This window comes from Pseudorhodoplanes sp. (assembly GCF_059499825.1).
This window is the reverse complement of record NZ_JCABZI010000020.1, coordinates 26,989-50,539: the sequence shown is the minus strand read 5'-3', so window position 1 is coordinate 50,539 and position 23,551 is coordinate 26,989. Positions and strand designations below refer to the sequence as shown.

The 23,551-nt window shown below is 64.1% G+C and carries 23 protein-coding genes and 3 pseudogenes; 9 read left to right on the top strand and 17 right to left on the bottom strand.

Features of this window, described 5'->3' with window-relative positions; translation table 11 throughout:
* Window position 1: 1 nt before the first annotated feature.
* Window positions 2-1,150, bottom strand: a complete 1,149-nt coding sequence (locus AC5I5I_RS24300; protein ID WP_495977461.1) for a c-type cytochrome — start codon at window positions 1,148-1,150, stop codon at window positions 2-4.
* Window positions 1,128-1,802: a cytochrome c oxidase assembly protein gene (locus tag AC5I5I_RS24295; protein WP_495977459.1), complete on the bottom strand. Its 675-nt coding sequence runs from the start codon at window positions 1,800-1,802 to the stop codon at window positions 1,128-1,130. Before AC5I5I_RS24295 ends, AC5I5I_RS24300 begins: the two co-directional genes overlap by 23 nt.
* Before the next feature lie 158 nt (window positions 1,803-1,960).
* Here AC5I5I_RS24295 and AC5I5I_RS24290 point away from each other — a divergent pair, with 158 nt between their 5' ends.
* On the top strand, window positions 1,961-3,289 hold the full coding sequence (locus AC5I5I_RS24290) for a PQQ-dependent sugar dehydrogenase (protein WP_495977457.1): 1,329 nt from the start codon (window positions 1,961-1,963) through the stop codon (window positions 3,287-3,289).
* A gap of 41 nt (window positions 3,290-3,330) precedes the next feature.
* Here the strand turns inward: AC5I5I_RS24290 and AC5I5I_RS24285 are convergent, their stop codons facing one another.
* From AC5I5I_RS24285 to AC5I5I_RS24245, 9 genes and pseudogenes are all read right to left on the bottom strand, one after another.
* Window positions 3,331-3,630 carry a SemiSWEET family sugar transporter gene (locus AC5I5I_RS24285; RefSeq protein ID WP_495977455.1) on the bottom strand — a complete coding sequence of 100 codons (300 nt, stop codon included), beginning with the start codon at window positions 3,628-3,630 and terminating at the stop codon, window positions 3,331-3,333.
* 5 nt (window positions 3,631-3,635) lie between these two features.
* Window positions 3,636-4,076, bottom strand: coding sequence for a PPC domain-containing DNA-binding protein (locus AC5I5I_RS24280; protein ID WP_495977453.1), 441 nt, complete (start codon window positions 4,074-4,076; stop codon window positions 3,636-3,638).
* A 13-nt stretch (window positions 4,077-4,089) separates the two neighbouring features.
* A complete protein-coding gene (pqqE, locus tag AC5I5I_RS24275; RefSeq protein WP_495977451.1) occupies window positions 4,090-5,211 on the bottom strand; it encodes a pyrroloquinoline quinone biosynthesis protein PqqE in 1,122 nt (373 codons plus the stop codon).
* On the bottom strand, window positions 5,208-5,480 hold the full coding sequence (gene pqqD, locus AC5I5I_RS24270) for a pyrroloquinoline quinone biosynthesis peptide chaperone PqqD (RefSeq protein ID WP_495977450.1): 273 nt from the start codon (window positions 5,478-5,480) through the stop codon (window positions 5,208-5,210). Before pqqD ends, pqqE begins: the two co-directional genes overlap by 4 nt.
* On the bottom strand, window positions 5,477-6,211 hold the full coding sequence (gene pqqC, locus AC5I5I_RS24265; protein ID WP_495977448.1) for a pyrroloquinoline-quinone synthase PqqC: 735 nt from the start codon (window positions 6,209-6,211) through the stop codon (window positions 5,477-5,479). The genes pqqD and pqqC overlap by 4 nt, the downstream gene beginning before the upstream one ends.
* Window positions 6,208-7,032, bottom strand: a pseudogene (gene pqqB / locus AC5I5I_RS24260) (pyrroloquinoline quinone biosynthesis protein PqqB); the annotation flags it as partial. The pseudogene pqqB and the gene pqqC, both read right to left, overlap by 4 nt.
* Window positions 7,033-7,098: 66 nt before the next feature.
* On the bottom strand, window positions 7,099-7,230 hold the full coding sequence (gene pqqA, locus AC5I5I_RS24255; protein ID WP_495977446.1) for a pyrroloquinoline quinone precursor peptide PqqA: 132 nt from the start codon (window positions 7,228-7,230) through the stop codon (window positions 7,099-7,101).
* Window positions 7,231-7,287: 57 nt separating this feature from the next.
* A complete protein-coding gene (locus AC5I5I_RS24250) occupies window positions 7,288-7,770 on the bottom strand; it encodes an MgtC/SapB family protein (protein ID WP_495977444.1) in 483 nt (160 codons plus the stop codon).
* Window positions 7,771-7,836: 66 nt separating this feature from the next.
* Window positions 7,837-8,367: a DUF3833 family protein gene (locus AC5I5I_RS24245; protein ID WP_495977442.1), complete on the bottom strand. Its 531-nt coding sequence runs from the start codon at window positions 8,365-8,367 to the stop codon at window positions 7,837-7,839.
* Window positions 8,368-8,866: 499 nt separating this feature from the next.
* Here AC5I5I_RS24245 and AC5I5I_RS24240 point away from each other — a divergent pair, with 499 nt between their 5' ends.
* Window positions 8,867-9,250 carry a DUF4174 domain-containing protein gene (locus AC5I5I_RS24240; protein ID WP_495977441.1) on the top strand — a complete coding sequence of 128 codons (384 nt, stop codon included), beginning with the start codon at window positions 8,867-8,869 and terminating at the stop codon, window positions 9,248-9,250.
* 46 nt (window positions 9,251-9,296) lie between these two features.
* Here AC5I5I_RS24240 and AC5I5I_RS24235 read toward each other — a convergent pair.
* Window positions 9,297-9,978, bottom strand: a pseudogene (locus AC5I5I_RS24235) (dienelactone hydrolase family protein).
* Window positions 9,979-10,322: 344 nt separating this feature from the next.
* Here AC5I5I_RS24235 and AC5I5I_RS24230 point away from each other — a divergent pair.
* Window positions 10,323-10,931, top strand: a complete 609-nt coding sequence (locus AC5I5I_RS24230) for a flavodoxin family protein (RefSeq protein ID WP_495977439.1) — start codon at window positions 10,323-10,325, stop codon at window positions 10,929-10,931.
* Window positions 10,932-10,945: 14 nt separating this feature from the next.
* Here the strand turns inward: AC5I5I_RS24230 and AC5I5I_RS24225 are convergent, their stop codons facing one another.
* Window positions 10,946-11,512, bottom strand: coding sequence for a molybdopterin dinucleotide binding domain-containing protein (locus AC5I5I_RS24225; protein WP_495977437.1), 567 nt, complete (start codon window positions 11,510-11,512; stop codon window positions 10,946-10,948).
* Between the two features lie 519 nt (window positions 11,513-12,031).
* Between AC5I5I_RS24225 and AC5I5I_RS24220 the strand changes: the two are divergent.
* Both AC5I5I_RS24220 and AC5I5I_RS24215 read left to right on the top strand, forming a co-directional pair.
* Window positions 12,032-12,319: pseudogene (locus tag AC5I5I_RS24220) on the top strand (ATPase domain-containing protein); the annotation flags it as partial.
* The gene (locus tag AC5I5I_RS24215; RefSeq protein ID WP_495977435.1) at window positions 12,316-15,267 is read left to right on the top strand and encodes a PAS domain-containing protein; all 2,952 of its coding nucleotides are present in this window, start codon (window positions 12,316-12,318) and stop codon (window positions 15,265-15,267) included. The pseudogene AC5I5I_RS24220 and the gene AC5I5I_RS24215, both read left to right, overlap by 4 nt.
* A 36-nt stretch (window positions 15,268-15,303) precedes the next feature.
* Here the strand turns inward: AC5I5I_RS24215 and AC5I5I_RS24210 are convergent, their stop codons facing one another.
* A complete protein-coding gene (locus AC5I5I_RS24210; protein WP_495977434.1) occupies window positions 15,304-15,657 on the bottom strand; it encodes a response regulator in 354 nt (117 codons plus the stop codon).
* Window positions 15,658-15,831: 174 nt separating this feature from the next.
* Here AC5I5I_RS24210 and AC5I5I_RS24205 point away from each other — a divergent pair, with 174 nt between their 5' ends.
* From AC5I5I_RS24205 to xth, 3 genes are all read left to right on the top strand, one after another.
* On the top strand, window positions 15,832-16,335 hold the full coding sequence (locus tag AC5I5I_RS24205; protein WP_495977432.1) for a YciE/YciF ferroxidase family protein: 504 nt from the start codon (window positions 15,832-15,834) through the stop codon (window positions 16,333-16,335).
* 503 nt (window positions 16,336-16,838) lie between these two features.
* Window positions 16,839-17,486, top strand: coding sequence for an alpha/beta hydrolase family protein (locus AC5I5I_RS24200; protein ID WP_495977430.1), 648 nt, complete (start codon window positions 16,839-16,841; stop codon window positions 17,484-17,486).
* On the top strand, window positions 17,483-18,307 hold the full coding sequence (gene xth / locus AC5I5I_RS24195; RefSeq protein WP_495977428.1) for an exodeoxyribonuclease III: 825 nt from the start codon (window positions 17,483-17,485) through the stop codon (window positions 18,305-18,307). Before AC5I5I_RS24200 ends, xth begins: the two co-directional genes overlap by 4 nt.
* A gap of 97 nt (window positions 18,308-18,404) precedes the next feature.
* Here xth and AC5I5I_RS24190 read toward each other — a convergent pair whose 3' ends face one another.
* Window positions 18,405-18,689: a hypothetical protein gene (locus AC5I5I_RS24190; RefSeq protein ID WP_495977426.1), complete on the bottom strand. Its 285-nt coding sequence runs from the start codon at window positions 18,687-18,689 to the stop codon at window positions 18,405-18,407.
* A 102-nt stretch (window positions 18,690-18,791) separates the two neighbouring features.
* On the opposite strand from AC5I5I_RS24190, the gene ku (AC5I5I_RS24185) reads away from it, so the two are divergent.
* Entirely contained in the window at window positions 18,792-19,628 is an 837-nt protein-coding gene (gene ku, locus AC5I5I_RS24185) for a non-homologous end joining protein Ku (protein WP_495977425.1), read from the top strand.
* Here the strand turns inward: ku (AC5I5I_RS24185) and ku (AC5I5I_RS24180) are convergent, their stop codons facing one another.
* A complete protein-coding gene (gene ku / locus AC5I5I_RS24180) occupies window positions 19,629-20,417 on the bottom strand; it encodes a non-homologous end joining protein Ku (RefSeq protein WP_495977423.1) in 789 nt (262 codons plus the stop codon).
* A 73-nt stretch (window positions 20,418-20,490) separates the two neighbouring features.
* Window positions 20,491-23,163: a DNA ligase D gene (gene ligD, locus AC5I5I_RS24175; protein WP_495977422.1), complete on the bottom strand. Its 2,673-nt coding sequence runs from the start codon at window positions 23,161-23,163 to the stop codon at window positions 20,491-20,493.
* Window positions 23,164-23,551: the final 388 nt, after the last annotated feature.

Below are 23,551 nucleotides of genomic sequence, written 5' to 3'. Positions count from 1 at the left end.
CTCAACGAGCCGTCCCCTGCGCGGCCGGCAGGCTCTCGAAATAGGCAGCCAGCTCAGCCGATTGCTCCTTCGTGAGCCGACGCGCGATCGGTGCCATGACCGCGCCTGTCGGGGTCTTGTCGTTGAGGCGGCTACGCCAAGCAGCGAGCTGCCCTTTGAGATAGCGCGCCGGCTGGCCGGCAAGGCGCGGATAGGATGACAGCGCATCAGGGCCATGGCAGCCGAGACAGGCCGGGACGCCTCGCGCGGGCAGGCCGTCGCGGGCAAGCGTCTTGCCGCGTGCGATCGCGGCGCTGTCGTGCGGATCGGCGGTCAAGCGCTCCGGCCGGGGAAGACCGGCATAATACTCGGCCAGGCGCGCGATGGCGCGGTCAGACAAGCCGCTCGCGGCGGTCTGCATTACGCCGCTGGCGCGCTCGCGGCTACGATAGGCCCGCAACGCCGTCGCCAGCATTTCCATCGGCTGGCCGTGTAGCACCGGCACGAGCCGGCTGGGCGGCAGCGCCTCCGCGCCATGGCAGCGGGCGCATGCGCCGGTCGCGCCCTCGGCCGTCTGACCGGTCGCGATCTCGTGGCCGCTGTCCAACTCGAGACGGACTTCGCCCATGGCGAGCGCGCTGTAACTCTCCCGGTCGAGGCTCGGCAGGCGGCGCAGGAAGGCGACGACTGCCCAGACTTCGTCCTCCCGCTCCATCGCGGGCCAGCCTGGCATGCCGGCATACTTCAGCCCGTGCTTGACGAGCCAGAACAGCTCGCCATCGCGCCAGAGCGAGACCTTCTCCTTCAGGTCAGGCGGCGGCGGCAGCATATGGGCCGCGACCGGGCTGATCGGAATACCCGGCGCGCCGTGGCAATAGGCGCAGCCGGCGTGGAAATGACCGGCACCGAGGCGGATCCGGTCCTCGTCTTGGCCTAAAAGGGCAGTGTTGGGCGCACGCGCCTTGACCGAATTCTCCATACCGAAGCGCAGCAGGACATCGACGATCCGCAGATGGCCCTTGCTCGCCGCAACGTCGTAGACGCCGAGCCAGGCAAACAGCAAGCCACTTGCAAGGGCCGCTACGCCGAGGCCGGCCACCACGGTCAGCAGCCGGCGCCAGCTCGCCAGCGCCCAGGCGGCCGCCGATCTAACGCGTGCGAGGACTGACATCGTCTTCCTCCGCGTTGCGATCGAGCCGTCTCAGCATCCCGGACGCCAGCACCACGCCGGCCACGAGGTAGCTCAGCGGACAGGCTGTCACCATCAGCAGGCCAGCCAGCTGCTGGTCGCCCAGATTCGATGGCCCGGTCTGGCACCATGCGAATGCGACGCTGGATAGTTGGTAAAGGTCGCGGGGCGCGAAGATCAGAAGCGCGCCCAGAAGACAGGCGATCTTGCCGGTGAGCAGCAGGGCCGCCAGCGAACGCCAGCCGGCATCATTGGAGGCCGCAAGCACCGCGCGCCAGAACCAGAGCGCGGAGATGCCGAGCAGCAGCGCCGCGCTGGCCTGGCCGATTAAGGATTGCGAGGTCGCCATTTGCAAGGCCGGCGCGTGCCAAGCCCAAAGCAGCAGCATCTGCAGAAGGCTCGCCCCCCAGATTTCCGCGCTGCCGCCATGGTCTCTTGGCGGGAGCAAGGTGGCGGCAAGCGGGGCAAGCACACTCATCAAACCGAGATGCAGCAGCATCTGCAGCGAGAGCGGGCCGGTCTTGACAAGGACCACCGTCAAAACCCCGGCCGCGACGAGGAAGATCGCGCTCGCCCGCAGAGCGCGTACGCCGTCATGCGCTGCCGTCACAATCTGATCGCCTGAGCGCTGCAAGCAAAACTCCCCGGCCGCTTAACCTGCCAGACATTGTGCGGTTCCCGGCAGCGTCGAGCCAGGTCGATGTTCAGACCGAACAAAACGCGCGGCCTGACGTTCAACTACCTCAAACATTGTGATGCGCGCGCGAGCGCTCGACGACAGGAGATCTCACCATGGCCGCTCCGCGCAAAGCCATTCTCATCGCCGGCATCGCGACATCGGCGCTGGCTCTCGCCGCTTGTGACAACAAGCCGGCGCTGACCGAACAGGCCGGCTACGGTCCGAATCCGACCCTGCCGGAGCCGACATCGTCCTGGCTCCCCACGATCAATGTCGCCGAGGTCGTCGGCTGGAAGCCGGGCGAAAAGCCGGTCGCGGCCGGTGGTGGACAGATCGCGGCCTTCGCCACCGGCCTGCAGCATCCGCGCTGGCTTTACGAACTGCCGAACGGCGACATCCTCGTCGCCGAAAGCGACGCGCCGCCCAAGCCCGAGGGCAAGAGCGGCGGCATCCGCGGCTGGGTCCAAAGCCTGTTCATGAAGAAGGCCGGCTCGAAGACGCCGAGCGCCAACCGGATCACCCTGCTGCGCGATCAGGACGGCGACGGCGTCGCCGAAACCAAAAGCGTCTATCTGGAGAACCTGACCTCGCCCTTCGGCATGGCGCTGGTCGGCGACCAGCTCTACATCGCCAACGCCGACGCGGTCGTGCGCGTGCCCTATGTCGCCGGCGAGACGAAGAATGCGGCGACGCCGGTCAAGCTCGCCGACCTGCCGGCCGGCCGCAACCACCACTGGACCAAGAGCCTGGTGGCGAGCCCCGACGGTAAAAAGCTCTATGTCGGCGTCGGCTCCAACTCAAATGCCGGCGAGAACGGCATGGCCGAGGAGGAGCGCCGCGCCGCCGTGCTCGAGATCGGCACGGCAAGCGGCGCGACGCAGGTCTTCGCGAGCGGCCTGCGCAACCCGGTCGGGATCGACTGGAATCCTGCAACCAAGGAACTCTGGGTCGCCGTCAACGAGCGCGACGAGATCGGCGACGATCTCGTGCCGGACTACACGACCTCGGTGAAACAGGGCGGCTTCTATGGCTGGCCGTACAGCTATCACGGCCAAATCGTCGACAAGCGCGTCGAACCGCCGAGACCCGACCTCGTCGCCAAGGCGATCAAGCCGGATTATGCGCTGGGATCGCATACGGCCTCGCTCGGCCTGACCTTCGTCAAGGATGGGCGACTGGGGCAAAGCTACCAGGGCGGCGCCTTCGTCGGGCAGCATGGCTCGTGGAACCGTAAGAGCCCGGTCGGCTATCGCGTGATCTTCGTGCCCTTCGTCGACGGCAAACCATCCGGCATGCCGAGGCCTGTAATGACCGGCTTCCTCTCGGACAAGGGCGAGGCGAGGGGGAGGCCGGTGGGCGTCCTTGTGGACCGAAGGAACGGCCTGCTCGTCGCCGACGATGTCGGCAACGCGATCTGGCGGCTGACCGAACCGACGAGCTGAGATGAAAAGCGATCGCCGCGCGCTGCGGCAGCTGGGCGACGTTAATCGCCCTCCGGTTCGATGGCGTCGGCCACCTGCCGCTTCGCTCGTCCAGACAGTAGCGTCATCGCGAGAATAAAGCTCGCAAGGGCGAAGCAGATCGCGTTGGTCAGAATCAGCGGCCATTGGCCCTGAGCGATCCCGTAGATCGTAAAGAGCAGGAAGCCTGCCGTCGTCAGCGCATACATCGGCGGCGACAGGGATGAGGTGTCGCGCGTGCGCACAATCTTCCAGGCCTGCGGCACGAAGCTCGTCACGGAGCAGGCGGCGGCGAGGAAGCCGCTGAGGGTAATCATATCCATGTCGATTAACTCGGTTTCAGCAGGGCAATGCTCAGCTCATCGACCTTGCGTCGCCGCAAATGGCCGGGCATCTCCGTAACAATCACCTCCAGGGTCGGCCGCACCAGCCCCTCGAGAAGGTGCCCGCCTCTTGTGGAGCCGTCGCGCAGGCCGAGGACGACATGGGGATGGACGCTGGCCTGCCCGTCATCGCCTTCGGAGATGTCACCGATTAGGCTCAGCACTTCCGACTGCGCATCGACCGCAACGTGCTCATAGGATTTTGTTGCGAAGTCGAAAAAGCCAATGGTGGCCAGTTCGAATGCGCCGACCGCAGTCAGCGAGGCTGCGGTCATGCGTGTGTCGGCGGCGAAGCGGGTGATACGGGCGAAGGCCTCTTCGCCCGTATCCAGCACGAGCGCGAAGACGCGCTTGCCGTCATTGTCAGCCAGCGATGTGCTGTGCATCGCTATCCTCCGTTTATGCGCCGAGAACTGACCCTGCCCCCGAGATGCGCCCGGCCTCCCGCGACGGTCGCCCACGCATGACGTAGGCATCACTGCGTTCGCGATTGGTGAGCTGTCCGACACGGTCATGGAATGGCGAGAGCACACAGACCGGGTCGGCGTTGCGCGGGTCGCCGGTCAGCGCCATGGCCTGGCAGCGGCAGCCGCCGAAATCGATCTCGCGTCGGTCGCATGTGCGGCAGGGGTCACGCATCCACTCGGTGCCGCGATAGGCCGCGAAGGCTGGCGAGTTCTTCCAGATCTCGGCGAGCGAGCGGTCCTGGACGCTCCAGAACACCAGGCCGGGAATGGTCTGCGCGGCGTGACATGGCAGCACGAGACCGCGCGGCGTGACGTTGAGCGACTGCCGGCCCCAGCCGTTCATGCAGGGCTTCGGATAGCGGGCGAAATGGTCGGGCGGGACGTAGTCGATGGTAATCCGGTCGGCTGTTGCCTCGCGCAAAGCGGCGACCGTGTCGCGGGCGGCGAGCGCGTCGACCATTTCGGGCATCAGGGCGTCGCGGTTGCGTTCGGCCCAGCCGTAATATTGCGTATGGGCGAGCTCGATCCGCCTCGCGCCCATGACCATGGCTTCATCGACCATGGCGGCCATGCGAGATAGATTGCTGCGATGCAGGACGGCATTGATCGTTAGCGGCAGGCCAGAGTCGGTCACCAGTCCGGCGAAGGCGCGCTTGCGGCGATGCGACCCGGCAAGGCCCGCGACCCGGTCGGCATTGTCGGCGTCGGTGTCCTGGATTGAGAGCTGGACATGATCGAGGCCCATATTGACGAGGTCCGCCAGCTGATCGCTATCGAGCCCGATGCCTGAGGTGATCAGATTGGTGTAGAGGCCAGCGCCGGCCGCTGCCGCGATCAATTCCGTCAGATCGTGCCGGGTTGCGGGCTCGCCGCCCGAAAGATGCACCTGCAGAATGCCGAGTTCCGCCGCTTGCGCGAAGACGCGCGCCCAGTCGGCGGTCGAGAGTTCGTCTGCCTTGCGATCAAGCTCGATTGGGTTCGAGCAGTAAGGACAGGCGAGCGGGCAGCGATGCGTCAACTCGGCCAGCAAGGCGAAGGGCACCGGCGCGCTCATGTTTCCACCATGCGCCTGGAGGACAAATCCTTGATAAGCGCAATCGTGTCGCGTTCGATGCGGCTACGATCGACCTCGTATTCGGCGGCGAGTAGATCGGCGATGTCGCCCACGCGGCGGACGCCGTCGCACAGGTTTAGGATCGCGGCCGACGAGGCATTGACGCGCAGCACATGCTCGGGCGCGAGCAGGTTGAAGCCGCCGCGAACGCGGTCTTCGCTCAACCTGACGCCGCTGGAAAGCTTTGGGCGGACATCCGTGCCGATCATTCCCGCGCTCCCGGATCGAAGGCACCCGGCGGGATCTGGCCGGCCTCGCCATAGGCATGGTCGAGCGCGTCGAGCATCGCCCAGAGCACGTCGCATTTGAACTCGAGCGCGGCCACGACCGCGTCCTGGTCGGCCGGCGTCAGCGCATGCGCGGTGACATAGGCGAGCGCGTCTTCGACGTCGCGCGAAGCCTGCTCCGGGCGCGCCGTGAAATAGCTCAGGCTCTGGGCGCTGACGAAATCGTAATGCGCCAGCATGCCGGCGACGCGCGTCTTGATAACCTGCGGGGAGAACAGCTCGGTCAGCGATGAGGCGACGGCCTCGAGCAGCGAACGCTCGCGCACAAAGGCGACATAGGCGCCGACCGCGAAGCGCGTTGCAGGCAGCACACCCTTGAACGCGATCACGTCGGCCCTGTCGAACCCGAGGCTCTCGCACAGCCTGAGCCAGCGCTCGATGCCGCCTTCGCCATCGGCCGGGCCGTCGTGGTCGACAAGGCGCTGCCGCCAGGTCCGCCTGAGCGCGGGATCGTGCAGCCGCGCGATCAGGCTCGCATCCTTGCGTGGGATCGCGGCCTGATAGGCATAGCGATTCAAGGCCCAGGCCTGGACCTCGCTTTTGCCGCAGCCACCGGAATGCAGCCGCAGATGAAAAGGGTGCTTGTCGTGATAACGCGCCTCGCCGATTGCCTGCAGTTTTTCGACCAAGGCGGCGGGCGACAAAAGGCTCATAGCGCGAGTTCCAGCCCGTCATAGGCGATCTCGATGCCGGCGGCCTCGACTAAACCCCGCTCATGCGAGCCTTCGATCAGCACGGGATTGCTGTTATTGATGTGGCTGTAGATTTTGCGCCTCGCGGACAGGCCGGCGAGCCAATCGAGCGAGCCGCCTGGGCCGGTCATCGGCATGTGCCCCATGCGCCGACCGGTCTTTTCCCCAAGCCGTGTGCGCCGCATCTCCTCGTCATCGAAGAGGGTGCCGTCAAAGATCACAATATCGGCTCTCGCCGCCCACGCCGCGACGTCGTCGGTCAGCTCCGCACAGCCTGGGATATACACGAGTGTCGCGCTACCGCCCGACACGAAAACCCCGGCGGCCTCGCCTTCATCGTGGTCGGATTGTGGTGTGCTGCCTTCCAGATAAAGCGGAACCTTGCCCGGCACTGCGAAGAGCGTGAGATGCATATCGGCCGTGGCATTAAAGGGCGAACCCGCACGAGCCTGCACACGTCTGGCTTGCAGCGGCGTAAACATAGGATTGCCGGCGATCGCGGCGTGGACCGGTGGGAATGCGACGATATCGAAGTCGTGTCGCTCGCGCAGGGTGATCAGGCCGGCCACATGGTCGATCTCCGCGCTGGTCAGGATTACCGTACTAATCGGCGAATGGCGCGTCTGCTTGGGCCAGAGTGCCGGCGTCCGGCGTAGTTGCTGCCCGAGATCGGGAGAAGCGTTGATCAGCATAGCGGCGTCACCGTCGATGAGTGCCAATGACGATTGCGTTCGCCAGGACGCACGACTGTCGCCCGCCCAAGCCAGCGAGCAATTGGCGCAACGGCAGTTCCATTACGGAAAGCCGCCGCCCGCGGCCGAGCCGAGAACGACGGCCTTCATGCGGAATCAGTTGTCGCAGTTTTCCGTGATCGCGACAGCCGGCGCGTTGTGAAGGTCATCGCCTTCGCCCGCCGGCGCATAGGCGGTCACTTCCATCCCGCAGGCGATATCTTCGATGACGGGTGTTTCCCAGGTCATGTCTGTCTCCTTCGCGTTTGGTGTCGATGCAACGCGTGAGGCTGGGGATTGATCCAATCATCGCGCAAGGGGATCCTTGGGGCGATTGGGCTCGGAAAAGACCTCATCATTCCCCCTGCCGGCCCAACGCTCGACGGAGTGGTCGATTGCGAGCAATACGACTGCCAGCGCGATGGCGGTCAGCACGATGGGCCAGTCGCCACGCCCGGCGGCGCAGCCTAGCGCCGCCGTTACCCAGATCGCGGCCGCCGTCGTCAACCCCCGCGGCGTGCGGCCTGCCTTGGACATCGTAATTACGCCAGCCCCAAGGAAGCCGATGCCGGTCAGCACGCCTTGAACGACGCGGCTTGCGGCATCGGCCTGGCCCTCACCGGTGAAGATCGCTGCGGCGGTCGCGGTGCCAAGACCGACGAGGCCGAATGTGCGGATTCCCGCGCTCTTCTGCTTGAGCGTTCTCTCCCAGCCAACGATGACGCCCGCCGTCATCCCGGCGACGAGGTGCAGGATCGGGTCGAGTTCGCGCCAGACATCGATGGTCATGTCGAGGATACTGTCTTTGCGCCTTCGAGGCTCGCGGCGGGCTTTCCGCCATACCAGGCCGGTGCGCTATTGCTTGCGATAGAAGACTGACAAGGTCGCGACCTCGACACCGAGCTTGGTGACGAAGGCGCGGGCGATCAGCGTCTGCTCGTCCTGCAGCCAGAACCAGTCGTCAAACCCGTTCGTGCTTTCCGAACCGTCCTTGGCCGGCACGCGGCGACTATAGGTCCAGTGGAACGCGTTGCCGGCCTGCTCTCCCCGCGCCGTGCCGTCGATACGCGGCTCCCCGCCTTCATATTTATCGCCATCGCGCTTCCTGATGGTCCATTCCAGCTTGTCGACATGGCCGTCGTCGAATGTGTAGATCTCGGTCAGGCGCAGCGTTTGCGAGCCCTCCTCCCAGCGTCCGGTCGCCTCGATCCTGAACTGCTGCTGGAAGGCGCCGAACCGGCTCTGCATCACGCCCCAGCCCTGCGTGCGCCCCTCGAAGAAGCGCTCGAGCACCAAGGCAGGCTGCTTGCCCGCGAAATCGCCGATCTTCATGGGCGCGCATCCTCCGAGCATAATGGCGACGATGACGACGAGAGCATTGAGCATAGGGTCTCCGCTTGCTGCCGCAGCAACGCGGCTGCGCGCGAGGCGTTCCGTGGAACCACTAGGAACTACAACCGTCGACGCATCGTTGACAGGCAACAGCCCTACTTCCGGAGGATGATGCGATGACGAGCGAACCCAAGACGAACGCGAGGATTGATGCGCCGGCGCAATACCGCACGCCTCAACGGCAGGGCCAGACTGGCGATGCGGCAGAACGGCAAGACCGGCCAAGCCCCCGCTCCAGTCATCCGACAGGGCCGCATCCACCGTATGAGTCCTACGACACTGAGGGGCGGGCAGCGGACAAGCGCGTGTGAGTGACCGCAGCCCGGACGGACAACCGGCGTTAGGGCGAGGGAAGACGCCGAGCGGCACGATTTCTATCACAGAAAACGACGACCTTCATTTCGACTGAGCCTGCCGGCCGGGCCATTCCGGGCCGTTATGCCGTTTCAAGGGTGCATGCGATGATGAACTGGGTTTCGCGACAGGAATCAGGATGGCAGCCTCGGTGGCAGTGGCGGCCTCGCCATTCCGCTGGGAAAAACGCGTCATCGTCATTCGCACCGATACAGCGAGCAATGCCAAGTTTGAGGAGCAACGTGCACTGCTACTCGTCGATCGAGATGCGCTGCGTGAGCGCGACCTCGTCGTTTTTGCAGTCCTCGGCAATGGTGCCATTGAGCCCGTGTTCGGGCGGGCGCCTACACAGAGCTCAGCGGAGCCGATCGCGAGGATGTTAACTCGAAGCGGAGATTTCCAAGTTGCCTTCAGCGGCAAGGACGGAGGCGTAAACACAACAGCAACGGATCCCATCAAACTGGACGACCTGATGCAGCTGATCGACGCTATGCCGATGCGACGTCAGGAACAACGGAAGTGAGTGATCGAAGCTGTTCGTAAGTTGCAGACACGCTTAGGCGAGGCAGTCACGCACCAAGATAGTGCTGCAGAAAGGCTGCGGTGCGGGTTGCGGCGTCGAACTGCGCCGCTGGACTGAAGCCGTGGCCTTCGCTCGGATAAATCTGCTTCTCGACGACAACGCCCCGTTGCCGCAGCGTCGTTTCAATCAACGCTGCATTCCTGACCGGAACGAGACGATTGGCGTCGCCATGCAGTATCAGGGTGGGCGCTCGCGCGATGCCAGAGGCGAGGTCATCTGGCCGAAAGCCGAAATAGCTGATTATGGCTGCGAGGCGGGGCCCGCGACGCCAGCGAGAGGGCCAACGCGCCGCCGAGAGTGATGCCAACGACCGCGAGCCGGCGGGCTTCGATCGAGCGATCTTGGACGATGGCGTCTAGGACTGCGCCAAGCGACCGCAGCCAGGTCGAATACTTGATCTTGATATCGCCATAGGAAATACGGCGATCTCCCGTTGATTCGAAGTAATGTGGAAACAGGACGGTATAGCCCTGCGCCGCCAGAGCGTTCGCGGCAAAACGATACTGGGACAGGCGCGTCACGCCATCCGAGCCATGCAACAGCAACACAGCGGGGCGCGGTCCCACGCCCTCGCCAACCGTCCTGTCGACGGTAACAGGCCCAACCGCGCGTGCGCTTCGATATGGCACGCCGGCAATCACCGAGCCGGCGAGCGCCAAAATGGCCATACGTCGATCCATGAGACGTTCTCGGTAAGACGGGGAGGCAGCATGCGTCCGGTCGGCCATGAGCAGCGGGGGCCCGCCCTGCCGGCAATCGTCACATACTGCCAAAGGCCTTCTTGATCTGACCAGCAGCGAAGTCCTGCGCTTCCTTGGCCTTCGCCAGGCCGCCTACCAAAACTCGGCGCGCTTTCGTGCCGAACATGGCGGCTGTCCGATGAGGCCGCCGAAGAACCTCGCTGACGTCGAGCTACCTGCATAATTGGGTGAAGCGGGCGATTGAACGATATCGACGATCAACCGTTACATGAGGCATGTCTGAGTTCAGATAGTCACGCCCAGGATACATGATGGCCGCGAAACTCAAACTCCTTGCCTTGAACTGCACGCTGAAACCCGAGGGCGTGTCATCAACGGACAAGCTGCTTGCCGAAGTCGTGTTGGAGATGGGCACCGACGTCGACGCCGAGATCATTCGGGTCGCGTCTCTGAACATCAAGCCGGGTGTCTCTTCAGACGAAGGCGAGGGCGATGACTGGCCCGCCCTGCGCCGCAAGATCGATGCCTGCGACCTGCTCATCATCGGTTCGCCGGTCTGGCTGGGACAGCCGACGAGCGTCGCCAAGCGCGTGCTCGAACGCATGGACGCCTTTCTCGACGAAGCAGACGAGAAGGGACGCACTCCGGCCTATGGAAAAGTGGCAGCCGTGGTGAGCGTGGGCAACGAAGACGGGGCGCATCACGTGTCGGCCGAGCTATTTCAAGCGCTGACGGATGTCGGGTTCACCATCGCCGCTGGCGGCCCGACCTATTGGGTCGGCGAGGCCATGGGTAGCGTCGACTACAAGGATCTGAAGAAGTCGCCTGAGGTCGTCGCCACCGCCACGAAGATGGTCTGCCGCAATGCAACGCATCTTGTTCGACTTTTGAAAGCCAAGCCATATCCCGGCTATCTCTGACAGCTAAGCGCGGTCTATTTTCCTGCAAGCACACGCACCGGCACCGACTTCACAGCCGGCGTCATCGAATGGGCCTCCCGATGCCACATCGGCACGAGCACGTTGCATTCCGGGAAATAGGCGGCGACGCAGCCTTCGGCGATGGCATAGGGGACGATGCGCAGTCCGCCGAGCTCGCGCTTTACGCCGTCGTCCGACACCGTCGACAGCTTGACCGTCTGCGCATCTCTGAAGCCGAGGCGGGCGATGTCGGTACTGTTCATGAACACGACCTGTCGCGTTCCTTCGACGCCGCGAAAACGGTCGCTGTATCCATAGATCGTGTTGTTGAACTGATCGTTGCTGCGCGTCGTGATGAGACGCATGACGTCGGCCTGCGCACGTGTCTGCTCCAAGCCGTCTGACACCAGCGCGCCGGGAACGATAAAGTTGGCGCGCCCTGTCTTGGTCCGCCATTCGCGTTTGCGCGCAGGCACCGGCCGGGGAAATCCGCCAGGCGTCCAAAGTCGCTTGTTGTAGTCCTTGAACATCTCCGGCCACGTCTTCTCCATCGACCTGCGAATCGAGGCATAGTCGGCCACCCAGGCATCCCAAGGCACTTTCGTCGCCTCTTTGGTTATCGAGGCAACGGACGACGCGGCGCCGATGTTCCGAATGATTTTTGCTATGGTCCGCGTCGAGATTTCTATCGGTCTCCGGTAAACTGGTCACGCAACTGCATCACCTCCTGGCCGACAAGACCTGTTTAGATAGGGGACGGAACAAGCCCCTAACGTAGACGATAAAAAGCTTGAGACGGACGGCCGTCCGTTGCCTGTCCGATCAAGAACCCTGCAAGCCGCAATTGTCCCTGTCGTCTACCGTGTCGCCCGCCTTCCAGGCATGGAAATGCCGCCGGTCGTCAAATTTCGTTGACCGGTGCCGATCCATGTCTTTTGCCATTGCCTGACCACGCGTCGCCGTATTCCATCGACCTTGGCCCCGTCCCAGGATAGGGTCAGACTAGGCCATATATTCACGGCCGTCCTGAGCGGGTCGTTGAGTTACGTTGATTCGATGCGAGGGTCGAGCTCGATGGAGTTTCTGGACAGACATGCCGCGTCGCCCAGCACGGGTTCGTCGGCGACATGAAGTCGCCGGTCGACGTTAGCTACCTGGCCGACACGGTCATCCCGCTGCGTTACCTCGAGGCGTTGGGCCGCGTCCGGCGCGCCATTTCGATCGTCAAGAAGCGCATTGGCGCGCATGAGGACAGCATCCAAGAATATCGGATCGACGGCTGCGGGATCACGCTCGGCGACCCGCTCGTCAACTTTCAGGGCGTGTTGAGGGGCGTACCGACGATGGTCGGTGGCGGCCTGCAGCTTATGCCGGCCGAGGACGCGTGAACAGGTCGGACACCTCGGCACGCGTGCTCGTCCTGGCGCCGCGTGGCCGCGACGCGGCCATCGTAGCCGCGATGCTCGGCGAGGCCGACATGACGGCTGAGCCCTGCGCCTCTCTGCCCCACGTCCTCGATGAGCTTGACGTCGGCGCCGGCATCGTTGTGCTGACCGAGGAGGCGCTAGCGACCACGGACCTCAACCCACTCGCCGCCTGGATAGCGGCTCAGCCGGAGTGGTCGGACCTGCCCTTCGTCCTCCTGACAGGCAAGGGCGGTGGGATTGAGCGAAACCCGGCGGCGCGCCGCTACCTCGATGTGCTCGGCAATGTGAGCTTCTTAGAGCGCCCGTTCCATCCGACTACGCTGGTCAGTCTCACCCGCGCGGCGCTACGAGGCCGGAGCCGCCAGTATGAAGCGCGGGCAAGATTAGAGGCGCTGCGAGCCGGCGAGCAGCGGCTTCAGTTTGCGCTCGAAGCCGGCGGCATGGGTGCGTGGGAGTTGGATCTCCGAGACCTCGTGCTAACGGCCTCCGATCATTGCCGGGCGAACTTTGGCTTCGCGCCCGGTTCCGCCTTCAGCTACGCCGACCTGCGCGAAGTTATCCATCCCGATGACCGGGATCGGCAGGATGCCGCGGTTCACGACGCAGTTGTGGGTTGTCGGGACTACGACATTGAGTATCGCGTCCGGTGGCCGGCGACGGGCGAGACCCGTTGGGTTGCGATCCGTGGCCGCCCGACCTATGCAACAGATGGATCGCCGAGCCGCATGGCAGGCGTCTCCTTCGACATCACGGATCGCAAACTCGCCGAGGATGCCCTTCGCCATAGCGTGGCAAGGCTCCGCTTCCTCGGGGACCTGGACGAGGGCATGCGCGCCGAGAGCGACGCGCCGGCCGCGATGCTGACGGCCGCGACTCTGCTAGCGGGCCGGCTCGGCGCCTCCCGTTGCGCCTACGCCGATGTTGACGCCGACAACGATCGCTTCGTCATCCGCAACGATTACACCGCGTCGGGGATTGCCAGCTCCGCCGGGTCATACAGTCTCGACTTGTTCGGACCCCGCGCCGCCGCCGACATGAGGGGCGGCCAAACGCTCGTCGTCCGCGATGTTGCCGGCGAGCTTGCGCCGGGCGAGGGGCGCGAGACGTTCTTGGCGATTGGCATCGGCGCGATCGTGTGCTGCCCACTGGTGAGGAACGGTCGGCTTGCGGCGATGATGGCGGTGCATCAGGACGCCGCGCGCAACTGGCTGGCCGATGAAGTAACCCTCGTCAGGACAGTGGTCGAGCGCTGCTGGTCGCATGTGGAGCGGGTCGGTGCGGAAGCGCGCCTGCGCGAGAGCGAGGAGCGACTGCGCCTGGCGACGGAGCACGCCGACATCGGGTTCTGGGACGTTGACCCGATCCACGACCGGCTGGTCTGGCCGCCGACCGTCAAGGCCATGTTCGGCATCGCGCCGGACGTCGATGTGTCCATGCGGGACTTCTACGACGGGCTGCACCCCGACGACCGGGAAGCCACAGGAGCGGCCTATGCTGCAGCCGCCGACCCGGCGCTCCGCGCGCTTTACGACGTAGAATACCGCACCGTCGGCAAGGAGGACGGCGTCGTGCGCTGGGTGGCCGCGAAGGGTCGCGGCATCTTCGTGGGTGACCGGTGCGTACGTCTGCTCGGCACGGCTGTCGACGTCACGGCGCGCAAGGGGATCGAAGAACGGATACGTGACCTCAACGAGACCTTGGAGCGCCGCGTCATCGACGAGGTGGCAGAACGGACCAAAGCCGAGGACGCGCTTCGCCAGGCGCAGAAGATGGAAGCGGTGGGCCAGCTGACGGGCGGGGTGGCGCACGACTTCAACAATCTCCTCACGATCATCAAGAGCTCGACCGACCTGCTGCGTAAGCCAAACCTCGCGGAAGAACGCCGCCGGCGCTATGTCGACGCCATCTCCGACACGGTGGACCGGGCCGCCAAGCTCACCGGTCAACTCCTCGCATTCGCCCGTCGCCAACCTTTGAAACCCGAGGTCTTCGAACCCCCCGCGCGCGTCCGCGCCATCACCGAGATGCTAGGCAGCATCGTCGGTTCACGCATCGAGATCGTGACCGACATCCGTGCGGAGGATTGTTTTGTGGAGGCCGACGTCAGCCAGTTTGAGACGGCGCTCGTCAACATGGCCGTGAACGCGCGCGACGCGATGGACGGCGAGGGTAGGCTGACAATTATCGTCGAAGACATGCCGCAAATACCGCCGATCCGCGGCCATGCCGGTGGCACGGGCGCATTCGTCGCCATCTCGCTCGCCGATACCGGCTCGGGGATCGCGCCCGACAAGCTCTTGCAGATCTTCGAGCCGTTCTACACAACGAAGGAGGTCGGCAAGGGGACCGGCTTGGGGCTCTCGCAGGTCTTCGGCTTCGCCAAGCAGTCGGGCGGTGACATCGACGTACAGAGCAAACAGGGCCGCGGCTCAAGGTTCACGCTCTATCTGCCGCGCGTCGAACGCGATCCGGCCGTCCACGGTGACGCCGAGCCGTCCAGGCCGGCGGCGGTCGTCGGCGGCGGCGGAGGGCAGCGCGTATTGGTCGTTGAGGACAACGTGGATGTCGGAACCTTCTCGACCCAGCTCCTACGCGATCTGGGTTATGAGCCGATGTGGGCGGCCAACGGCAACGAGGCGCTGAGACTCCTGTCCGAGGGCGAAAGGTTCGACGCGGTATTCTCCGACGTGGTCATGCCCGGCATGGGCGGCGTGGAGCTCGGGCTAGAAATCCGGAAGCGGCACCCTGGCCTGCCCATCGTCCTGACGTCAGGCTACAGCCACGTCCTGGCCGAGGAGGGACGCCACGGGTTTGAGCTGTTGCTGAAGCCCTATGCCGTAGAGGATCTTTCGCGAATCCTACGCTTAGCCATCCGAGGTCAGCCAAGCCGTGGCGGCGACGCTTCCTGAGCGCCGCGATCGCCCGCTTGGGAACGTGGACCGTCGTCAACCGGCTAGGCAGGCCCGCAGCGCGTCCTCGACGTGCTGAATCGCATAGGGCTTCGCCACCATCCGGCACCCGTTCGGCAGCCCGGATACGTCGCCGCCGTACCCGGTCGCTACAATCACCGGCACGCCCCGCCCGCGTAGGGTCTCGATGAGCGGGTTCGCCATCGTCCCGTTTAGGTTGAGATCGACGATAGCGGCGTCGCAAGGCCCTTGCTCAAGCAGCTCGCGAGCCTGGATCAGGTTGGCCGCCGGTCCCACGACGCGGCAGCCCATGTCGGTCAGGAAATCGTCGAGCATCATGGCGATCATCGGCTCGTCTTCGACGATCAGGACCGCCTTATTCTCAAGCATTCGCATCCCCCTCGCCTTGGCTCATCAGCATGTCAAATACGCATCCGGCACGTCAGTCTCGCGGGTTTCTAAACTCATGGCGGCCCGCGCCTGGACGAAGTCCGGCTCGAAAGGAACCTCGGCGGTCTCCCATGGTTCTTCGGCTATTCCATTCCTCGCTCAAGGAGAGACACGATGGCCACCGCACCAAAGCCGCTCGAAGAGATGTTCCACGATATGCTGAAAGACGTGTACTACGCTGAGAAACAAATCCTCAAGGCCCTGCCCAAGATGGCGAAAGCGACGAACACCCCCGAGCTCAAGAAGGCTTTCGAAACCCACAAGGCCGAGACCGCTGAGCAGGTTGAGCGCCTGAGCCAAGTCTTCGAGCTGATCGGCAAGTCGCCGCGGGCCAAGACCTGCGACGCCATCCTCGGAATTCTGAAAGAGGGTGAGGCGGTCATCGAAGACTATGCCGACAGCCCGGCCCTCGACGCCGGCTTGGTTGCTTCAGCGCAGGCCGTCGAGCATTATGAAATTGCGCGTTACGGCACGCTGAAGGCCTGGGCGCAGCAGCTGGGTCATAAGGATGCCGTTAAGCTCCTCGACGAGACGCTGGCCGAGGAAACCAAGACAGACAAACTGCTGACGCAGCTCGGCGCTCCTGCCAACTCCGCGGCGGTCGCGAAGGCGGCGTGATCAGCGTTCCCGGGTCGGAAGAGTTAACTTCCCGCCCGGGAACCACTTTCGGTTGACGGCAATCCAGCGGCTCAGCAATCGAAAGGTGGCAAACGCGATATAGAGTTTGGATGACCAGATCGCGGGCTACAACTTTCCATTAGGGTCGCTACATCCCTGGTGAACGGCATCAACGGGCCGTCATGTGCTTCTTCGCTGATTGGAGAAACGCGGCCGGACATTGTCTGCCACAGGAATTGAAGGAAGTAACATTCGATTTCCACGCGCCGTGATCGAGAACGGGAAAGCTGCTCCTGAGCGCGACCAGGAGTCGATCAAGACGCGCCGTGGCCTCAAGGTGATCCCATCGTCGACGAGAGCCGCCACATCGAGACCGCCACTAGCCGTTGCCCGAGACCGAGTTCGATTGCAAGCTTCGGTCGGCCGAGCTGGCGCGCAAGTTCGTCGTTCAACCGACTTGAGCACTTCCACAGACACTGCCTCGATGCGGGCCAGGAGGCGCCATGACCATCCTGTTCGACGGTCCAGAAAACGCGAATACCACGATCATCCTCGCTCATGGCGCAGGAGCGTCGATGGACTCAGCAAACCTGACGGCGACCGCCGAGGCCTTGGGCAGGGTGGGGATGAGGGTGGCGCGGTTCGAGTTCGACTTCATGGCGAGTAGGCGAACGGCATCCTGTCGCAAGCCGCCGCCGCGAGCTGAAAAGCTGAACCCGGAGTATATCGCGGCTATCGACGCGATCAGCGCAAATGGGTCGCTCCTCATCGGTGGTAAATCGATGGGTGGCCGCGTGGCCAGTATGGTCGCCGATGAACTCTTTGCCGCTGGCCGCATTCGGGGCCTCTTATGCCTGGGCTATCCCTTCCATCCGGCCGACAAACCAGATCAGGTCCGGACGAAGCACTTGGCCGATTTAAAGACACCCACGCTGATCGTGCAGGGAACGCGCGATGCGTTCGGCACTCGGGCGGACGTCTCCGGTTATCAGTTATCCTCCGCGATCGAGTTCCTATGGCTTGAAGACGGCGATCATGACCTGAAGCCGAGAAAGCGCATCTCAGGCCTAACAACGGCTGATCATCTCAAGACGATGGCCGTGGCAGTGTCGGCGTGGGCCGATCGGGTCACGAGCCAGCCCGGGCGATGAAGATGGCGACGTTCAACGTCAATGGCATCAATGGCCGCCTGCCGGTGCTATTGCGCTGGTTGGAAGAAGCGCAGCCTGACATCGTCTGCTTGCAGGAGCTGAAAGCGCCAGACGTGCGCTTCCCGAAGAGAGAAATCGAAACGGCCGGCTATGGAGCGATCTGGTACGGTCAGAAGGCCTGGAATGGCGCCGCGATCCTCGCGCGCGGTCGGGAGCCCATCGAGACACGGCGCGGCCTTCCCGGCGATCCCGACGACGATCAGAGCCGCTATATCGAGGCAGCCGTCGACGGCATGCTGATCGGTTGCCTGTACCTGCCGAATGGCAATCCGGCGCCCGGCCCCAAGCTCGACTACAAGCTGCGCTGGCTAGAGCGACTGACGAGATACGCGTCCGAACTGCTTGATCTGGACGTTCCGGTCATGCTCGTCGGCGACTTCAACGTCATCCCGACAGATCTTGACGTCTATAATCCGGCGCGATGGCAAAAGGATGCGTTGTTTCTCCCGAAGGTCCGCAACGCCTTTGGTGCTTTGGCGGCCCAAGGCTGGACCGATGCGGTGCGAGCACTCCATCCCGACGAGCCTATCTACACCTTCTGGGACTACCTGCGGAACGCATGGAGCCGGGACGCCGGGCTTCGCCTGGATCATTTTCTGCTGAGCCCGCATGTCGTGAAGCGTCTCGTTGCCGCCGGGGTCGACCGTCATGTGCGCGGCTGGGAGAAGGCGAGCGACCACGCGCCGGTCTGGATCGAGCTCTCGGCGACGGTCGTGCCAGCGCGACGCCGAACCGTAAAGTCGCGTCAACCGGACGCATGAGTGGCAACTCGCTGCGGCGCTGTCGTAGATAGGATGTCGATGTCCGAACTGGATTTCGACTGGTTCCCGTCGGACGCCGGCTCTTTCGATGGCCGATCTACTGCATCTGGCTTGGCGCTGTCCTGCCGATCGACGCCTCGCGGTGAGCAGCATCGACAAAGAGATTAAGTGCCTGCTGAACAGCCTTCGTTAGTTCGACATCGTCGCCGCTCTCGGTCACGCCGCGGATCATGAGGCGATCGATCTCGCGCCTGAACGCGGCCTGCAGATCGCCCGTTCGCGGGACCGACCAAAGGTCCTTCTCGTGTGCGAACGCCGTCACGAGAAGCCGGCGCAAGCCTGCATTCAGGGCTTTCGCGATGACGGCATCGTCGTTTGGCATCGGACTGGATTCTCTCTAGGAGGACGAATGCCGCTGGAACCATCGACATCGTCAGCTAGTTCCTCGCGAGCGTTGGCTAGGTGACGCGGTTGGGGAATGGTCATGGCTCCGCGCGCTGTCTGGAAGGGCGTTCTCAAGATCGCAGAAGTCACGTGCCCGGTTTCGCTTTACACCGCCGCCTCGACGTCGGAGCGCATCTCGTTCCACACCATCAATCGCAAGACCGGCAACCGCGTCCACCGTCAATTCATCGACGAGGTCTCGGGCAAGCCCGTGGAGACCGAGGATCAGGTCAAGGGTTACGACAAGGGCGACGGCGACTACGTCATCCTCGAACCCGATGAGATCGCAGCGGCTATCCCTGAGAGCGACAAAACGCTGACCGTCGAGACGTTCCTGCCCTGCGACGAGATCGACGACATCTTTTTCGATAAGCCCTACTACGTCTCGCCAAGCTCGCCTGTCGCCTCCGAGGCCTTCGCGCTGATCCGCGAGGGGATGAAGGGTCAGAAGTCGGCAGCCCTGGCTCGGACGGTGATCTTCCGCCGCATGCGCTCAATCCTGATCCGGCCACATGGCGAGGGCCTGATCGCGACCACCCTGAATTTCGATTACGAGGTGCGATCGGCACAGGACGCCTTCAGAGACGTGCCCAAGATCAAGATCGACGACGAGATGCTCGAGCTGGCCGAGCACATCATCAAGACGAAGGCCGGCGAGTTTGATCCGAAGGAGTTCGACGACCGCTATGAGAGCGCTCTGGCCGAGCTCGTCCAGGCGAAGATCGAAGGGCGCAAGATCAAGCCGCAGAAGCAGCCCGAGCCGACTAAGGTGGTCAGTCTGCTCGATGCGCTGCGTGAGAGCGCCAAGAGCGTGTCTGGCAAGAAATCGGCAAAGGCACCTGCCGCCAAGGAAGCGCCACGGAAAAAAGCGGGCTAATCACTTCTTCCGAGGTTCGAGGCTTCGCTTGAGCGCATCCATGATGTTGACGACATTGCCCTCGCTGGCTTGAGGCTTCGCCGCCTTCGTCGGCTTGCGGCCCTTCTGCTTGGCCTTGATGATCGCGAGCAACTCATCCTGGACAGGGTCTTTTGCGAGATCCGGCGACCAGTCCTTAGTCCGGTTAGTGATCAGCTTGTCCATGAGCGGCCGAAGATCGCCATCGGGCTCGGCATCCTTGATCCCGGCAAAATAATCCTTCTCGGGCCGGACCTCGTCGCCATACCGCAGGGTCCAGAGGACGATGCCGTTGTCGCGCGCGTCAAGCAGCACCGCACGTTCGCGGCGATAGAGCACGACGCGGGAAATCCCGACCGTCTTCGTCCGCTTCATCGCTTCCCTGATGACGGAGAACGCCTCCTCGCCGACCTTGGAGTCTGGCACGAGGTAATGGGGCGCGTCATACCAGATCCAGCCGACCGAGGACCGCGGCGCGAAGGTCTGGATATCGATCGTGCGGGTGCTTTCCAAGGCGACGGAATCGAGCTCGTCATCCTCCAGGATGACGTAGTCGTCATCGCCCTTGGGATATCCTTTGACCTCGTCGTCATCGGCCACGGGCTTGCCGGTGACCGCGTCGACATACCGGCTCTGGATCCGGTTTCCGGTCTTGCGGTTGAGGGTGTGGAAGCGGACTTTCTCGCTCTCGGACCGGGCCGGCATCATCGCGACTTGGCATGTCACCAGGGACAGCTTCAGATAGCCCTTCCAAAACGTCCGCTGCGCCATGGTTCCATCTCCGATTGTCCCGGTGAACGCGGGGTCTCGTCTCTTCGTTCCCGCGTCCTCCGACCGGGAGCCGTCAGGCGGCAGCAGCTCGCTTCCCGAGCTTCTTGATTGCGTCGGCGATCGACCCCGCAGCGTCGTCGTAGCCCTCCCATGCCTTCGTCTTTTTTAGGAGCCCAGGCACCGTCCTCACCGTGAAGCGGCTGGGATCGAGACCGGCCTTCACCTGCGACCATGTCAGCGGCATTGAGGCATGGGCGCCGGGCCGGGCCCGGGGTGAAAGCGGCGCGACGGCGGTGGCCATCCTGTCGTTGCGGAGATAATCGAGAAAGATGCGGCCGTTGCGGAGACGCTTGGCCATGTTGACGACGTAGCGCGACGGCTCGTCGCTCGCGAGCTCCGCGCAGACCCCCCGCGCGAAGTCCTTGGCCTCTGGCCAGTCGCATGATGCACGCTTGCCGGATGCTAGCGGCACCACGACGTGAAGGCCCTTGCCGCCCGTCGTCTTGCAGAAGCTGACCAGACTGAGAGCTTCGAGCCGCTCGCGCATCTGCTTGGCCGCGTTGATCACGTCGCCGAAGGTCACGCCCGGGCCAGGATCGAGATCGAAGACGAGGCGTCCGGGTATCTCGGGAGAGCCCGGCACGCAGTTCCACGGGTGGAGTTCGATGCCCCCGACCTGGGCTGCGGCGGCGAGCGCCTCGATCCGGTCGATCTGCAGATAGGGCTTCCTGTCGCCTGAGACGCGGACGAGCTCGAACAGGTTCGACGTGCCCATGCCGGCATGGCGCTGGAAGAACGTCTCGCCCTCGATCCCGTCGGGCGTCCGGACGAGGGAACAGGGCCGGCCCTTGATATGAGGTAGCATCCATTCGCCGATGGCTTCAAAGTATTCCGCAAGATCCTGCTTCGAGACGGGCCGGTCGTCCTCCGCGTGTGGCCACAGCGCCTTGTCGGGGTGGCTGATGCCGACGCCCATGACGACGGCGCGACCGCCGCGCCCGCGCGATCGCGACGGTTCGGGCTCCGGCGTCTCGACCGTCTCGGGATTGGCCGGCAGGTCGGCCTCGATCTCGTCGGCCGGCTTGTCCTCGCGCAAGCCCTTGAAGGCAGCCTGTCGGACCATGCCGTCGCCGGTCCAGCCGGCAAAGGCGATCTCGGCGACGAGCTCGGGCTTGAGCCAGGTCACGCCAGCCTCGCGCTTCGGCGCCCCGATGCCCGTGAAGGGCGACGTCTGGGCCGCCACAGCCTTGAGCTTGGGCATTAGAGCTTTGATCTTGGCCGCGCTGTAGCCGGTGCCGACCCGACCGACGTAAACGAAATGCGAGCCCCGGTTGACGCCGACCAGAAGCGACTTGAACTTGCCTGCCGTCGTCGACCATCCCCCGATCACGACCTCATGCCCGGCGCGGCACTTGGACTTCGTCCAGCTGTCGCTTCGCCCGGAGACATAGGGAACGTCGGTCGCCTTGGAGACGATGCCTTCCAATGAGAGCCGGCAGGCCGATTTCAGGACCGCGTCGCCGCCGGTGTCGAAGTGCTCGACATACCGCAGCGTCACGCCGTCGGCATGGTCTTCAAGAAAGCTCTTGAGCCGTTCCTTCCTTGCGAGCAGCGGCTCGCCGCGCAGGTCGGCGCTCGCGTCGAACAGCATGTCGAACCCGAAGAAGACCAGGTCGTCCGTCCTGTCCTCGGACAGGGCTGCCTGCAGCGCCGCGAAGTCCGGCGAGCCATGGTCGTCGAGCGCGACGATCTCGCCGTCGATGATCGCGTCAGGCAGGCCGGCCGCAGCCTTCGCGATCGCGCCGAACCGCGCGGTCCAGTCGAGACCCTTACGGGTCTTGAGCGTGACGATGCCGCCCTCGATCCGCATCTGGATCCGGTAGCCGTCGAACTTGATCTCGTGGACCCAGTCTTCGCCGCTGGCGGGACGTTCGACGCTGCGACAAAGCTGCGGCTCGATGAAGGCGGGAAGCGCGGTGGCCGCGGCGGACTTCTTCGACTTGGCAGCCGTGGCCGCGGAGGATTTGGGCGCGGAGGATTTGGGTTTGGCGGCAGGCTTCGCCTGCTGGCGCCTTTCGCTCGCGGCGAGCCCTCTGCGACTGTCCCATTGCGCATCGGGTGCGAGAATGTCCTCCTTCAGCATAAACGGCGTCGGCGAGCGGCCCTTGCCCGCGGCGATCGCTGCCATGCTGCGTCCTGACGCCACCGACTTGTCGTCGGCGAGAACCGCGTCGCCACGGCTTTCGACCGCATATTCGTCCCGGTGCTTGATCAGGAGCCAGTTGGTGCGCTTGCCGCCATCGCGGTCATGACGCATGCGGACGAGAACGAAGCTGCCTTGCAGGCGCTCGCCGTCGAGCTGGAATTTCAGCTCGCCCTTCTCAAGTTGCTTCTCGGCGCTGAGCTTACCCGCGGCCTGCCAGTGACCACGGTCCCAGAGTTGGACCGTACCGCCGCCATATTGGCCCTTCGGGATCGTGCCTTCGAAATCCCCGTAAGGCAGGGGATGGTCCTCGACCTCCACGGCAAGGCGCTTGTCGGACGGATCGAGCGAGGGTCCCTTAGTCACAGCCCACGAGCGGAAGACGCCATCGACCTCCAGACGAAGATCGTAATGCAGGCGCGTGGCGTCATGCTTCTGGATCACGAAGCGCAGCCGATTGGACGCAGCGACCGAAGCGTCTCCATCCGGCTCCCTGGTCTTTTCGAAATCGCGTTTCTGGCGATAGGCCTTCAGCTTTTCCAAGGCACGCCTCCGCCACGCCGTCGAGATTGCAGCGGCCAGGTCAGGCCGCGATCGCGCGATGCTGCGTGGCCGAGGTCGCGAGCCGATCGGCGCGGTTCAAGTCTTCCTGCGACCAAGCGGGGATAGGATCTTCGAGCAGCGCCAGCAGGACCTCCCGGTCGATCTCTCCGTTCGCCACGATATCGGCGATGGCTGCCCTGGTCTCGCGCTCGGCGCCGAGTTGCGCCGCGAGCGCACGGATGAGCCTGTCCCTGGGATCATTACGCATGACCAACTCCCTGTTCGGAAGCCAAACGATGGCGGCCGGGGTCTGTTCCGTCTTCATGTTCGCGATCGGACCAGTCGGCCTGCTGCGTCATCGGATATTGCGAACAAAACCGGAAACTGG